Below are 14,114 nucleotides of genomic sequence, written 5' to 3'. Positions count from 1 at the left end.
AATGCTTCACCGGGGCAGGCCACTGTCCCGGTGACTGAGCTTTCTTCTGTCCCACAGTATAGAATATATGCGGGGCAGGAGCGTTATATGTGGTCTTCAGAAGGGCGCATTATGAAGCGGAGGCAGTAACCTTAAACGTAGGTCTGTCGCCGACAGTGGCACCTCGTACAGACTTTTTGCGGCATGGTTGTACTGTCACGCCAGCGATGAATACCAAATTTGCACGGCACGCGCGAAAGCGCCCGGACGAGCTTCGAAAACATGTGTCACCTGAAATGTCTGCCAAAAAACTTGGCGAAGTGTAAAAATCGATACTCGTACTGAAATCACTCGCTATCGAAATATTAACGCAATTTAAAAGTGCAATGTCTAGCGATAAATGACCTTTAAGGCTAACAGCTTACGTGCGGTAACAAGTTTTAGTTGTTCTTGGTCTTGCGAGACGGGGCTAACTGATCGCCGGGCTTTGCGCTCATATCTAAAGGTAATCGGCAGGTTTGGCATAAGAATATGCCGAGAAATCCGAGCACAAAAAAGCCGCGCAGCGAGGCACTCGTTGCGCGGCTGTGATCTACCTTGGGTAGTGTTGGGGATTCTCTCGCTTCACCCGCGCCCGCGATAGGGCGGCACGCCTTGATCGGGAATCCAGACGCTTTTGGGGGTCTCGCCCGTTTGCCAGAACACGTCGATGGGGATGCCCCCGCGCGGATACCAGTAACCGCCGATGCGCAGCCAGCGGGGCGACAGCAGCTCTACCAGACGGCGCCCGATCGAGACGGTGCAATCCTCGTGAAAGGCGCCGTGGTTGCGAAATGCCCCCAGGTAAAGCTTGAGCGATTTGGACTCGACCAGATACTGATCCGGTACATAGTCAATCACCAGATGGGCAAAGTCGGGCTGGCCGGTCATCGGGCAAAGCGAGGTGAACTCGGGCGCGGTGAAGCGCACGCAATAATCGACATCGGCCTGAGGGTTCGCGACTTTCTCAAGCATCGCTTTTTCGGGCGAGGCGGGAAGCTCTGTCTTGCCGCCAAGCTGCTGCAAATCGCTGTAAATCGTTTCCATAAATCCTCCGGTGGCGGGTCAGACCCCGCGTTTGTTGCCCCATAGCAATACGTGAAGTTGTGGCAGCAGGCGCGGCGTGAACCAGCGATCTGCCATGGTTTTATCCACCAGCCACAATAGCTTATCCGCCAGCACCTGCGGATCGACAGCGACGCTCGGGTCGACCTCGTCGTTGCCCGGTTGCAGATAAAGCGGCAGTTGGGGGTAGCGGGTGGCGGCGACGCGGGCCCAATCGTAATCCGCGTCGTCGAATATCACGATCTTCATCACCGTCTGGGCCGCCGTTTCGCCAGCCGCAACGCAACGGTCGAAAGCGGCCCAATCCACCGTCTCGCCGCTGGATGGTGGTTTCGGGCTCAGCACAAGACAATCCAGCTGACCGAACCACGGTTTCGCGATGGAGCCTTGCGTCTCGCAGGCAAAACGGTAGCCGGCAGCATGACCCAATTGGATCAAGGGCGCGAAGTCCTGAATGGCGGGGTTGCCGCCTGACAAGGATACGGTCAGCGGTGTGTTGTCCGACAGACGCTGCACCTCTTGCCAGACCGCGTCGGTCGACATGTTGGCCCAGTCATGGCGGAATGCGGGGTCAACCGCGTGCATGCTGTCACACCACGCGCAGCGATAGTCACAGCCGCCCGTGCGCACAAAGACGGTGGGTTCACCGATCCGCGCGCCTTCGCCCTGTATCGTGGGGCCGAATACCTCGGCGATGCGTAGCTGGCTCATGGCCGGTACTCTGCCCAGGTTTTGGGCGTCTCGCTGACCTTGACGGCGGTGGTTTCGGGCCAGTGCTGCGCGCACCATTCATAGAGATGACGCGCCATGTTTTCGCCGGTGGAAGCAAAATCCAGCACGTCGTTGAGGTGACGGTGATCGAAGGTCTCGTCTATATAGGTCTTGAGCGGCTTCAGCTCTCCGTAGTCGCGAACGAAACCGTCGGCGTTCAGCTCTTTGGCCCGAAGCTCCACCACCACGACATAGTTATGCCCGTGCAGACGGGCGCATTGGTGGCCATCGGGCAGATGCGACAGCTGATGTGAGGCGGAGAAATGGAACTCTTTCGTAATGGTATACATTAGGCGAGGATCTTCCGCTTGACCGCTTCGGCCCAGAAATCGGGATCGTCATAATGGGTCGGGTCGGCAACCCCCGCCAGATCGAAAGCCTCGCGCCGTTCCACGCAGGTACCACAGCGCCCGCAGTGATGCGCGCCGCCTTTGTAGCAAGACCACGTTTCGGCGAAGGGGGTGTTATGGCGCTGGCCTTCGGTCACGATATCCGCTTTTGAGCGGTGCACGAAAGGCGTGTAAAGCGACACATCGGCGTAGCCGTCCAGCGCCATATATTGCATGAACTCAAACGCTTGGGTGAAATCGGGGCGGCAGTCGGGGTAGATAAAGTGATCGCCCCCATGCACCGCGGTTGCGACCGCCTGATCCCCCCGTGCGGCGGCAATGCCATAGGCGACCGTCAGCATGATCGCATTCCGGTTGGGGACAACGGTGACCCGCATCGTTTCTTCGGCGTAATGCCCGTCGGGTACATCCACATCATCGGTCAGCGCGGATCCTGTCAGCGCCGCACCGATCCCGCGCATATCGATGATGTCATGGGGAACATCCAGACGTTTGGCGCAGAGCGCGGCGTAGTCTAGTTCCTTGCGGTGACGCTGACCGTAGTCGAACGACACCAGCCCCGTCAGCTTGCGATTTGCCGCCACCATGTGAGCGAGCGACACAGAATCCAATCCGCCGGAGCAGATGACAATCGTTTTCATTTCTTAACCCTTGTTTTGATACCCGGGTAGGCTGCGACCGGGAAGGCGCCTGATAGACGAGACGATCAGGGATGCCAAGGGGGGCAATGGGGCGGATTTGGCGCGAAATGTCGCATTGGCAGCGTCACTCATAGAAAAACCGCCAGACCGGTGGGGTCTGGCGGTACGGCGCATTCCTCTCGCGAACGGGTGGGAGGTGCCCGCGCGCAGTCAGATCAGGCGCAAACCCGTGATCATGCCGATTGCATCAGCAAAGCCTGGTTCTTCCATTCGGGGTCGGTGACGGCATCGACCAAAGCGGCGGCAACATCGCCACGGGCGGCCTTGGCTTTGACGTCAACGCTGTCGCCAAAGATCATATTCCGATTGCCCGCATCATCCGTCAGTGCGACGGGGCGCAGGATGGCGTATTCGAGGCCGGAGTTTTGCAGATGCACGTCGGCGTCGTGTTTGGCTTGCAGATAATGCGCAAGCTCGCTGTCTGGGTCGGGGTTGTCTGCGCCGACACTGCTGAGCATCACAAAGCGCGAGATGCCGGCCTTGGCGGCGATATCAACCAGATCTTTGGCACCATCGCGGTCGACCTTGTCGGTCATCTCTGGCCCTGTGGACCCGCCGGAGCCCGCGGCAAAGATCACCGCATCGCAGCCTTCGCAGGCGTCAGCGGTCAGATTGGTCAGGTCCCCCTTGCGCAGCACCACGTCAGAGGCCAGCGCACTGGTGTCAGAGGAATCGCGGACAAGGGCGATCGGCGTGTGACCCTGTTCGCGGAGTTGTTCAGTGACGCGGATACCGGTTTTGCCGGTCGCGCCGGCGACGAGAATATTCATGGTTGTAATCCTTGTTATACGTGTCGCGGAAAAACTGCCCGCCGCGCGGCCTTCGCGCAGCGGGCGGCACTTTACAGCAGCGACAATAGCTTATGGGCGGCTTCTTCCGAAGACGCGGGGTTCTGGCCGGTGACAAGCTTGCCATCGGTCACCACGAAGGATGCCCAGTCGTCACCCTTCTTATAGGTCCCACCATTGGTTTTGAGCATGTCTTCGACCAGAAAGGGGACCACATCGGTCAGGCCCACGGCCTCTTCCTCGGTATTGGTGAAACCGGTGACGGTTTTGCCCGATACCAGCGGTTTGTCGTCGGTGCCTTTGGTGTGCTTGAACACCGCTGGCGCATGGCAGACGGCCCCGACGGGGCGGTCGCTGGCGGCAAAGCTTTCGATCAGGTTGATGCTGGCCTTGTCTTCAGCCAGATCCCACAGCGGGCCGTGGCCGCCGGGGTAGAAGATCGCGTCGAAACCATCAGCCGAAACGCTCGACAGCACCTCGGTATTGGCCAGCTCTTTCTGTGCGGCGTCGTCGCCCTTGAACCGTTTGGTCGCGTCGGTCTGCGCATCATCTGCATCGCTGGACGGATCAAGCGGCGGCTGTCCGCCTTTGGGCGATGCCAAAGTGATCTCTGCACCAGCGTCCTTGAACACGTAATAGGGGGCCGCGAACTCTTCGAGCCAGAAACCGGTTTTGTTACCAGTGTCGCCCAGCTTGTCGTGGGAGGTGAGTACCATGAGAATTTTCATGTTTTTGGGCCTTTCAATTCATTTCTTATACCGGTCAGGGCGTCATCCGAGACGCCGCAATAACGACCGCGTAGACCGTTCAACGAATGGGCGCGCCCGTTGTTCCGCGATATGTCTGACGTTTTTGTGAATGATGCGGGTGCGGGTTCTGAAATGGCGGATATGCTCTGGCACCATGGCGGCAAAGCGATTAAACCCGCGGTAGTTTTTCGCGGGAAAGGTCCGGCCGGATGCATAGAGTAGAACTAGCCGAACGGCCCCACTGGCGCGACCACGCCAAAGAGGTCGGTTTTTCCTTCGCGGACATGCACGGCGAACCCTATTGGGACGAAACCTCTGTCTATGCGTTCTCGCTTGACCAGATCGAAAATGACATCGAAGACCCCGCGACCGCGCTGCATGGTATGTGCCGCGAGGCGGTGGATCACATCCTTGCCAGCGAAGAGCTGTTAGACAAGCTTGCCATTCCCGAAGCGCACCGTGACCTCATTGCGAACAGCTGGAAGCAAGGCGACCCCGAGATCTATGGCCGCTTCGATCTGGCATATGACGGGCAGGGGCCTGCCAAACTGCTGGAGTATAATGCCGATACGCCGACCTCGCTTTATGAATCGGCGTCCTTCCAGTGGCAGTGGTTGGAAGATCAGCTAGAGGCAGGCAACCTGCCCGAGGGGGCGGATCAGTTCAACGGCATCCACGAGGCGCTTGTCGCCCGTTTCGCCGACGTGTTTGAACCCGATAGCGATCTGCATTTCACCGCCGTGGCGGGCAATCCCGAAGATTACGGTACGGTAGAGGCCATGGGCTGGGCCGCGCGCGAGGCGGGGTTGGGCGCGCATTATTGCGACCTTGATAAAATCGCGCTGAGCGATGACGGGCAGTTTCTGGATGATGAGGACCGCCGCATCGCCGTCTTGTTCAAACTCTACCCGTGGGAAGACCTGCTGCGCGACGATTACGCGGACCACATCGAAGGCTCTGGCTGTCTGTTCCTTGAACCCGCATGGAAAGCGCTGCTTTCCAACAAGGGCCTGCTGCCCGTGCTGTGGGAGATGTTCGAGGATCACCCGAACCTGCTCCCTGCGTTCTTTGAACAGGATGTGGGCGAGGCGATAGCGGGGCGCGGCTCTGTCACGGGGCGTGCGGCGGATGCCTTTGACCGTGCGCGGGCAGGGCTTGCACGGGCCCATGTGCGCAAACCGATCCTGTCGCGCGAAGGGGCCTCGGTCGAGATCGTGAAATCCGGCCAGATCATCGAAAGTGCCAGCAACACGGAGTATGCTGAACACGACCGTATCCTTCAGGCGTATGCGCCCTTGCCGCAGTTCGACGGGATGCGCCCCGTGGTCGGCGCGTGGATCATTGGGCAGACCTGTGCGGGCATCGGCCTGCGCGAGGACCGGTCAAGGATCACGCAGGATTTGTCACGTTTCAAACCCCATTACATTGCGCCATATTCCGGTTAGCATCGTCGCCCAATCGCCGAACCACAGCAGAAAGCAGATCATCATGACAAAACGGTCAAAACGCGTCGCCATCGCGATCATCGGGGCCACCGCCTTTACACTGGCCGGTTGCCGCGACGAAAAGATTGATGCCGCTGCCTTTCCCGATGTGCAAAGCTGCAAGAACGAGGCGTCTTTCGGGGGCACATTCACCGCCGTCGATTGTGAAACCGCCTTTGCCGAGGCAGAGACGCTGCATGTGGAATCCGCGCCGCGTTACAACAGTCTGGATGTCTGCGAAGAACAACACGGCGAAGGGGCCTGCGGGTCAGAGGCGCAGCAAACACAGGGCGGATCGGGCGGTATCTTTATGCCGTTGCTCGCGGGCTATCTGATCGGGAACATGCTGGGCGGGCGGTCGGGGATGGCCGCAAGCCAGCCGATGTATAAGACGGCGGATGGCAAGTTCACCAATGCGGCGCGCACCAGCACCTATTCCAGCAACAAGGGGGCCGCCAAGCTCAGCACCTCGCAATTCACCCGCCCCGCGACGACCGTGGGCAAAACCCCGATGACCCGTGCGACGGCGAAATCCCGCGGCGGTTTCGGGAAGGTGGGCAGCGGGCGCACGGGCTTCGGCGGCTAAGGGCGCGGGGGCCGCACACGCAGACGTGACCGCAGCAGCCGCAACCGCAGGAACTTGATACGACGGCCATGTGTTTGCCCTTCGACGCGAATAAGCGAAGAAGGAGCAGACATGTCCAAGATCACGACAATCAATCCCGCCACCGAAGAAGAGATCCAGTCCTACGATCTGATGAGCGAGGCAGAGGCGATACAGCGGGTCGAAGCCTGTCACGACGCGCATCTTGAATGGCGCAAACTGTCGCACAAGGAACGCGCGCCCTATCTGACTAAGATCGCCGCCAAGCTGCGCGAGAACGCGGATGAATTAGCCGCTCTCATGACGCGCGAGACAGGTAAGCTGCTGAAAGATGGCAAGACCGAGGTAGAGATTTGCGCGGCCATCTTTGAGTATACCGCCAAGAATGGCCCCGACGTGCTTGCGGATGAAGAGCGCACCCACGGTGCCGACGGCAAACGCGGGGTCGTGAACTATCAGCCTATCGGCGTCATCTATTCGATCCAGCCGTGGAACTTCCCACTGTATCAGCCCACCCGTGTGCTTGCGGCGAACCTGATGACGGGCAACGGTTGTGTTCTGAAACACGCGAGCATCTGCACTGGATCGGGCCTGCGGCTGCGCGAACTTTGTATCGAGGCAGGGCTACCCGAAGACCTGTTCCAAGTGATCCTGATCGACCACGACACCAGCGACAAGCTCATCGAACACCCCAAGGTGCGTGGCGTGACAATGACGGGCAGCGATGGTGCGGGCCGTCACATCGGGTCGGTCGCCGCGAAGTCGCTGAAAAAGACCGTGCTCGAGCTCGGGTCCAACGACGCCTATCTGGTGCTTGAGGATGCAGACATCGAAACAGCGGTCAAATTCTCGGTTATGGGTCGGCTCTATAACAACGGGGAAACCTGTGTTTCGGCAAAACGCTTTATTGTCGCCGATAAGGTCCATGACGCCTTTGTCGATGCCTTCGTCGCCGAGATGAAGAAGATCAATATGGGCGATCCGACCGACGAAAACGTTCAGCTGGGTCCACTGTCCAGTCAAGACCAGTTCGAGACCGTGCGCGATCAGGTGAAAGAAAGCGTTGATAAAGGAGCGAAGGTGCTGTGCGGTGGCGAGGTGCCTGACCGTACGGGGGCCTATTATCCCGCGACCGTTCTGTCCGATCTTAAACCCGGTATGCCGGCGTTTGACGATGAAATCTTCGGGCCCGTTGCGTCGATCATCCGTGCGAAGGATGATGAAGATGCCATGCGTCTGGCGAATGACAGCCGCTACGGTCTGGGCGGCGGGATATTCTCGAAGGATGAGGACCGCGCCTTGAAGCTCGCGAAAGAGCATTTCGACACAGGCATGATCCGCATCAACTCCTTCGGGGCTGCCGATCCGAATATGCCCTTTGGCGGGGTGAAAGATTCCGGCTATGGGCGTGAGCATGGCGGATTCGGCATGAAGGAATTCGCCAACGCCAAGGCGATTTTCCTGCCCTAAGCCTGCGAGGCAACGGTAAACGTGGGGCGCGCGTCGGAGATATGTCCGGCGCGCGCAACTTATTTGGGCACGAAGGTTAAGGTTTACGCAAAGTTAACGAATGCGGCGCGCGCGCCACAGCTCACGGGTAACATTTGGTCGGCAAATTCTCGCCCTGCCGCCGCATAGATTGATCTCTTAGACTTGGATGCTTCAGGTAATCCGCAGCTACGCTGCGCTTCAGGCGGAACAGTGCTTGCCCTTAAGTAGAACAAAGCGCACCCACATCGGCGGTATATGGTCACTGGTCGCATTCCTCGTCGCGGCAGTCATCATTACCTACGCCGCCGGCCGTCTGGATCGTCTGCTCTCCGAAGCTTTCGTATACGAAGCCCGCGCCCAGACATACTTGGACCTGCTTGAGGTGCGCGAACAGTTTGAAGAAATCATTCACGAACGGTCCCTCGCGCTGCGCGAACTTGCGACGTTCATCGGCGAGAACCCCTTTGCCAAACAGGAAGAGTTTACCCAGCGGGTTCAAAATATACGTGAAGTCGACGACACGGTCATCAATATCGCTGCCGCGCCTGACCTCGTCGTGACCCTGATCCACCCGCTCGCGCCGAACATGGGCGCGCTTGGGTTAGATTACCGCACAAACGAAGACCAGTTTCCCGGCATTGAACGGATGCTGAACCTGGGCAAAGAACTGATGACCGGCCCCGTCGATCTGGTGCAAGGCGGTAAGGGGCTGATCCTGCGCGCCCCGGTCTATTGGCCCGATCCTGACTTTGCCACCGAAGGCGATGTTGACGGCAGCAAACGCCAGCTGTGGGGGATCGTATCGCTCGTGCTGGACTATGATCAATTCCTGATCAATTCCGGCATACGTGAGGCCGAAGAACGCTATGATATCCTCATTCATGCGGCCTCTCCGCAGGTGGGGGTAGGGCCGCAGATGTTCACCTACGGCGATCGGGGCCTGCTGGAGGCGGATACTGTTACGTTAGAATTCGATTTCTCCTTCGAGGAATGGATGCTGGAAGCACGCACCAAGGGCGGGTGGCCCAAACACGCGCCCGATCAATGGTCAAAACGCGCGCTGATCGCGTCGGCCGGGCTGATGCTTTTGGGCACGCTGCTTTATGTGCTGCAGGTGTCAGAGCGGCGCAAACGTGCCGAAGTTCTGCTAAGCAGCGGGATCGAAGCGCTGAACGACGGGTTTGTCATGTTCGACGCGCAGGATCGTTTGCTTCTGAGCAACTCGAAATACAAAGAGATGTACGAGCTTCCCCCCGAGGTTCTCAAACCCGGAACACCTTTTGCCGAGCTGCTGCGTATCGGTGTTAAAAGCAAGCAGTTTCCCATGGGGCGCTATAACGAGGAAGAGTGGATCGAGCGTCGCTTGGCCATCCATCGCGAAAACAGAACCTCCGAGACAGAACAACATCTGTCGGGCGGGCGCGTGATCAAAGCCTCTGACCGGCCTTTGGCAGACGGTAGCTATGTCGGCCTGCGCGTGGATGTGACCGAGCTGAGCCACGCCAAGGATGCCGCCGAAGCTGCCAGCAAGGCCAAGACGGATTTCATGGGCGTCCTCAGCCACGAGCTGCGCACGCCGCTGACGGTGATCATGGGCGTGGCGCAGCTTTCCCGCAACGCGCGTATGCTGTCGTCGTCCAAGGCGCTGCTCAAGGGCTATGAGGACGGAGAGATCAGCCACGCAGAGGCAAAGCGTCTGCTGGATGAGATGTACGACCAGCTGTCCGGCCTGATGAACCGGTTGGTGCAATCCGGCGAGCATCTGTTGCACCTCATCAACGAGATCCTCGACGTGGCCAAGATCGAATCCGGCAGCCTGGTGATCGAACCCAGTCCTTGTGCGGTGCAGGATATTGTCGATCCGGTGATCGAACAGCTTCGCACACTTTCAAGCAAGAAGGGGCTGGCCTTTGATGTGGTACAAGAGGCGGATATGGTCTTTGCCGATAAAGTGCGCGCGCGGCAGATCCTGTTCAACCTCATCGGCAACGCGATCAAATTCACCGACACCGGTTTCGTCCGTCTGGTGGTGAAACCCGTGGGCGATGTCGTCAGCTTCGAAGTGCATGACAGCGGTGCCGGCATCCCCGAAGCCGAACTCCAAAGCATCTTCGAGGTCTTCTATCAGGTCGATTCCACCGCCACGCGTCGGGCAGGCGGCACGGGCATGGGGCTCGCGATTTCGCGCAGTCTGGCAGAGATGCAGGGCGGCAGCCTCAGCGTGTCCAGCGTCGTCGGGCAGGGCAGCTGCTTTATCCTGACACTCCCCATCCGCGCCGCGCAAAGCCTCGAGGTAAACGCCGCCGCCTGAGGCCACGCGAAACAGCGCGATTGTCCCGCGGATCGTAGCGTGCAACCCCGGAGTAACCCTGTGTTTCCAAATGGAATGCGGCGGTTTCAGTTTGAATACTGAAAGTTTGGTAGGCCCGGCAGGACTTGAACCCGCAACCAAAGCGTTATGAGCGCTCTGCTCTAACCAATTGAGCTACAGGCCCGCCTGCGCGGTTTGGTAAGCGGGCGGGCGCGGCGCGTCAAGGGATAGAAACGCGCAGATGTGGCTTAGGTGCATTGCACGCCTGCGCAACCTGCTATAACCCACTTTCGCAAAGGGAACAGGCAGCGGGATGCGTCATGACCAACTCCAAGAACTCGATCACCTATGCAGACGCTGGTGTGGATATTGATGCAGGCAACGCGCTGGTAGAACGTATCAAACCGGCGGCCAAACGGACCAAGCGTCCGGGCGTGATGTCGGGGCTTGGCGGTTTCGGCGCGCTGTTCGACCTCAAGGGGGCGGGCTATACCGACCCGATCCTCGTCGCTGCGACGGACGGTGTGGGCACCAAGCTGCGGATCGCGATTGATACCGGCAACGTCGATGGCGTGGGGGTCGATCTGGTCGCCATGTGCGTCAACGATCTGGTCTGCCAAGGGGCGGAGCCGCTGTTTTTCCTCGATTATTTCGCCACCGGCAAGCTTGAGACCGAACAGGCCGCGCGGATCATCGAAGGCATCGCCAAAGGCTGCGAAGGCTCTGGCTGCGCGTTGATCGGGGGCGAGACGGCAGAGATGCCTGGCATGTATTCCGAAGGCGATTTCGACCTTGCGGGCTTCTCTGTGGGCGCGATGGAACGCGGTGCGGACCTGCCCCGCGATGTGGCGGCGGGGGATGTGCTGCTGGGGCTTGCCTCGGACGGGGTGCATTCGAACGGCTATTCTCTGGTACGTAAACTGGTCGAGATCTCTGGTCTTGGCTGGGATGCGGACTGCCCCTGGGCAGACGGAACATTGGGCGAGGTGCTGCTGACGCCGACGCGGCTTTATGTGAAACCCGCGTTGCAGGCCGTGCGGGCAGGGGGCGTGAATGCGCTGGCCCATATCACCGGCGGCGGTCTGACGGAAAACCTGCCCCGCGTTCTGCCCGATGATCTGGGCGCGCAGATTGATCTGGACAGCTGGGAGCTGCCCGGTGTGTTCAAATGGATGGCCGATGTTGGCGCGATCTCGGAAACCGAGATGCTCAAGACCTTTAACTGCGGCGTGGGTATGATCCTTGTGGTCAAGGCGGATGAGGCCGAGGCGCTGAGCAAACTGCTGCGGCAGGCGGGCGAAACGGTCTATCCGATGGGTAATGTCACCGAGACCGCGGGCGTTGCCTATACCGGCAGCCTGCTGTGACCAAACGGGTTGCGATTTTCCTTTCGGGTGGCGGGTCGAACATGCGGGCGCTGGTCGAAGACATGACCGGCGACCATCCCGCGCGGCCCTGTGTGGTGGTGTCGAATGTGGCGGACGCGGGCGGGATTGCCTGGGCCAAAGAACGCGGCATCCCGACCGAAGTCGTGGATCACAAGCCCTTTGCAGGGGATCGCGCTGCCTTTGAAAACCAATTGACCGCGCGGCTGATGCCCCACGCACCCGACATCATCTGTCTGGCCGGCTTCATGCGCAAACTGACCGGTGGCTTTACGGATGCTTGGGCGGGGCGGATGATCAATATCCACCCGTCTTTGCTGCCGCGCTATAAGGGGCTGCACACCCATGCCCGCGCGCTTGAGGCTGGCGATACCCAGCATGGCTGCACCGTGCACGAGGTCACGGCGGCGCTGGATGACGGGCCGATTTTGGGGCAGGCGACAATTCCCGTCATGGCCGGCGACACGCCAGAGGATCTGGCAGCGCGGGTTCTGGTGCAGGAACATCGCCTTTACCCTGCGGTGCTGCGGCGGTTTGCCAGCGGCAACCGTGATCTTTTAATGCTGGAAAGCTGACCGCGCGGCCTATTGCGCTGAAACCATGCGCTTTTCCATTGCCTGAATGGCTTCCTCTGTCCAAAGTAGCGCTATGAAAACAATCACCACCACCGCCGAGCTTGAAGCCTACTGCACAGAGGCCGCCAAGCATGATTACGTGACCGTCGATACCGAGTTTCTGCGTGAACGGACCTATTATTCCAAGCTCTGTCTGATCCAGTTGGCGATGCCCGGAACCGACGATAGCAATGCCGTTCTGGTGGACCCGCTGAGCGAGGGGCTGTCGCTTGACCCGCTGTACACGCTGTTCCGTGATACGTCGGTGGTCAAAGTCTTCCACGCCGCGCGGCAGGATCTAGAGATTTTCTATGTCGATGCGGGCGTCTTTCCCGAACCCTTGTTCGACACACAGGTCGCAGCGATGGTCTGTGGCTTTGGCGAACAGGTGGGATATGAAACTCTGGTGCGCAAGATCGCCCATCAACCTCTTGATAAGACGTCCCGTTTTACCGACTGGTCGCGCCGGCCGCTCAGCGACGCGCAGGCGAAATACGCGCTGGCCGATGTCACGCACCTGCGCCAGATCTACGAATTTCTTGCGCGCAAGCTTGAACAGACGGGCCGCGCCCGCTGGGTTCAGGAAGAGCTTGAGACCCTGACCAGCCCTGACACCTATGTCACCCCGCCGCGCGAGGCATGGCGTCGGGTCAAGACGCGCACGAATTCGCCAAAGTTCCTGGCGCTTGTGCGCGAACTGGCCGCGTTCCGCGAGGAGTACGCCCAGACCCGCAACATCCCGCGCAGCCGCGTCTATAAGGATGACGCGATGGTAGAGCTGGCCAGCAATAAGCCGAAAAACTACGAGGAACTGGGCCGCGCCCGTTTGCTTCTGCGCGAGGCCCGCAAGGGCGAGATCGCGGATGGTATCCTCAAGGCGGTGGCCGCTGGCCTGAATTGCCCGCCCGGCGATATGCCGCAGCCCGATCGCAGCCGCGACAAGCTTCAGGTCAATCCGGCGCTGTCCGATCTGCTGCGTGTCTTGCTAAAGGCCAAGTCCGAAAGCGCAGGCGTTGCGGCCAAGCTGATCGCCCCCGCTGCGGACCTTGACGGGATCGCCGCAGGGCTGCGTGATGTGGCTGCCCTGAAAGGGTGGCGACGCGAGGTATTCGGGGAAGATGCGCTGCGATTGTGCAACGGCGAGATCGCTTTGACCGCGGTCGGGTCCGATCTGAAAGTGGTTGAGCTTTAACGCTCAACCCTTTGGTTTTTATTTATTTTTGTTGGAGTTAGCGGCGCGATGTCATCGCGTTGCGCTGCCCTTCGACGCGGATGGTCGTCACACCAGCCAGCGTCTGGTTGGTCAGCTTGCGGCCGGCCGTAACCTCGCGGGTGGGGGGCGTGCCGATGGCGGTCGGCTCGCTTGGTTCGACCCCTTCAAGACGGTAGGTCAACACGCCGTCCACTGGCAGCTCGTCTTCGTTCGCGGGGGTCAGCTGCACCTCGTAAATGCCCTGACGATCCGCGCGACCGGTGGCGCGCACGACGGCACCGCCCGGTACTTCTTCGATCGTCAGATCAATGATCTGGTCGAAGGGGCGACCGGCATATGCCACCTCTTTATTCCGCGAGGAGGAGAATAATCCGGTCCGCTGCGGGATCAAAGGGTTGGTCGAGGCTTCCTGACGGGTGATCGGTTCAGACCGCGCGGTCCCGAACCAGTTGAACGGGTTCACACGGCTGTCGCGCACGGTCGCGCAGCCTGTCAAAACAAGGGTCGATACCAGGATGGCTGAAAAGGTCTTGCGCATGGGGTCCGCCGTAGAAATTTCGGTAATATTTG

Annotated in this window: 14 protein-coding genes and 1 tRNA gene; 7 read left to right on the top strand and 8 right to left on the bottom strand. The window is 59.7% G+C overall.

Annotated elements, in window-relative coordinates:
- Window positions 1-603: 603 nt before the first annotated feature.
- From queF to AADW22_RS10490, 6 genes are all read right to left on the bottom strand, one after another.
- Window positions 604-1,065, bottom strand: coding sequence for a preQ(1) synthase (gene queF / locus AADW22_RS10515; protein WP_407473677.1), 462 nt, complete (start codon window positions 1,063-1,065; stop codon window positions 604-606).
- Window positions 1,066-1,083: 18 nt separating this feature from the next.
- Window positions 1,084-1,794 carry a 7-carboxy-7-deazaguanine synthase QueE gene (gene queE, locus AADW22_RS10510; protein ID WP_407473676.1) on the bottom strand — a complete coding sequence of 237 codons (711 nt, stop codon included), beginning with the start codon at window positions 1,792-1,794 and terminating at the stop codon, window positions 1,084-1,086.
- Window positions 1,791-2,144: a 6-carboxytetrahydropterin synthase QueD gene (gene queD, locus AADW22_RS10505; RefSeq protein WP_037944358.1), complete on the bottom strand. Its 354-nt coding sequence runs from the start codon at window positions 2,142-2,144 to the stop codon at window positions 1,791-1,793. The genes queE and queD overlap by 4 nt, the downstream gene beginning before the upstream one ends.
- Entirely contained in the window at window positions 2,144-2,845 is a 702-nt protein-coding gene (queC, locus tag AADW22_RS10500; RefSeq protein ID WP_288960204.1) for a 7-cyano-7-deazaguanine synthase QueC, read from the bottom strand. The genes queD and queC overlap by 1 nt, the downstream gene beginning before the upstream one ends.
- Before the next feature lie 233 nt (window positions 2,846-3,078).
- Window positions 3,079-3,675: an SDR family oxidoreductase gene (locus AADW22_RS10495; protein WP_132996542.1), complete on the bottom strand. Its 597-nt coding sequence runs from the start codon at window positions 3,673-3,675 to the stop codon at window positions 3,079-3,081.
- Between the two features lie 71 nt (window positions 3,676-3,746).
- A complete protein-coding gene (locus AADW22_RS10490; RefSeq protein ID WP_037944355.1) occupies window positions 3,747-4,421 on the bottom strand; it encodes a type 1 glutamine amidotransferase domain-containing protein in 675 nt (224 codons plus the stop codon).
- A gap of 230 nt (window positions 4,422-4,651) precedes the next feature.
- Between AADW22_RS10490 and AADW22_RS10485 the strand changes: the two genes are divergently transcribed.
- The 4 genes from AADW22_RS10485 (at window position 4,652) to AADW22_RS10470 (ending at window position 10,332) form a co-directional block, all read left to right on the top strand.
- The gene (locus AADW22_RS10485) at window positions 4,652-5,887 is read left to right on the top strand and encodes a glutathionylspermidine synthase family protein (protein ID WP_407473675.1); all 1,236 of its coding nucleotides are present in this window, start codon (window positions 4,652-4,654) and stop codon (window positions 5,885-5,887) included.
- Between the two features lie 43 nt (window positions 5,888-5,930).
- Entirely contained in the window at window positions 5,931-6,512 is a 582-nt protein-coding gene (locus tag AADW22_RS10480; protein ID WP_407473674.1) for a DUF1190 domain-containing protein, read from the top strand.
- A 111-nt stretch (window positions 6,513-6,623) separates the two neighbouring features.
- Window positions 6,624-8,000: an NAD-dependent succinate-semialdehyde dehydrogenase gene (locus AADW22_RS10475; protein ID WP_407473673.1), complete on the top strand. Its 1,377-nt coding sequence runs from the start codon at window positions 6,624-6,626 to the stop codon at window positions 7,998-8,000.
- A gap of 235 nt (window positions 8,001-8,235) precedes the next feature.
- Window positions 8,236-10,332 carry an ATP-binding protein gene (locus AADW22_RS10470; protein ID WP_407473672.1) on the top strand — a complete coding sequence of 699 codons (2,097 nt, stop codon included), beginning with the start codon at window positions 8,236-8,238 and terminating at the stop codon, window positions 10,330-10,332.
- Between the two features lie 107 nt (window positions 10,333-10,439).
- Here the strand turns inward: AADW22_RS10470 and AADW22_RS10465 are convergent.
- Window positions 10,440-10,516, bottom strand: a tRNA-Ile gene (locus AADW22_RS10465).
- A gap of 136 nt (window positions 10,517-10,652) precedes the next feature.
- Here AADW22_RS10465 and purM point away from each other — a divergent pair.
- The 3 genes from purM to rnd all read left to right on the top strand — a co-directional run bounded on the left by purM (window position 10,653) and on the right by rnd (window position 13,523).
- Window positions 10,653-11,699 carry a phosphoribosylformylglycinamidine cyclo-ligase gene (gene purM, locus AADW22_RS10460; protein WP_407473671.1) on the top strand — a complete coding sequence of 349 codons (1,047 nt, stop codon included), beginning with the start codon at window positions 10,653-10,655 and terminating at the stop codon, window positions 11,697-11,699.
- Complete coding sequence (gene purN, locus AADW22_RS10455) at window positions 11,696-12,292, top strand: phosphoribosylglycinamide formyltransferase (protein ID WP_407473670.1); 597 nt, start codon at window positions 11,696-11,698, stop codon at window positions 12,290-12,292. Before purM ends, purN begins: the two co-directional genes overlap by 4 nt.
- 73 nt (window positions 12,293-12,365) lie before the next feature.
- Window positions 12,366-13,523, top strand: coding sequence for a ribonuclease D (gene rnd / locus AADW22_RS10450; RefSeq protein WP_407473669.1), 1,158 nt, complete (start codon window positions 12,366-12,368; stop codon window positions 13,521-13,523).
- Window positions 13,524-13,560: 37 nt separating this feature from the next.
- Here the strand turns inward: rnd and AADW22_RS10445 are convergent, their stop codons facing one another.
- Entirely contained in the window at window positions 13,561-14,082 is a 522-nt protein-coding gene (locus AADW22_RS10445; RefSeq protein ID WP_407473668.1) for a hypothetical protein, read from the bottom strand.
- Between the last annotated feature and the right edge of the window lie 32 nt (window positions 14,083-14,114).

Source organism: Sulfitobacter sp. PM12, assembly GCF_045586035.1.
In the GTDB taxonomy this organism is placed as follows: domain Bacteria; phylum Pseudomonadota; class Alphaproteobacteria; order Rhodobacterales; family Rhodobacteraceae; genus Sulfitobacter; species Sulfitobacter pontiacus.
Note: the sequence above shows the minus strand (reverse complement) of the source record. Positions and strands in the feature narration are given on the sequence as shown.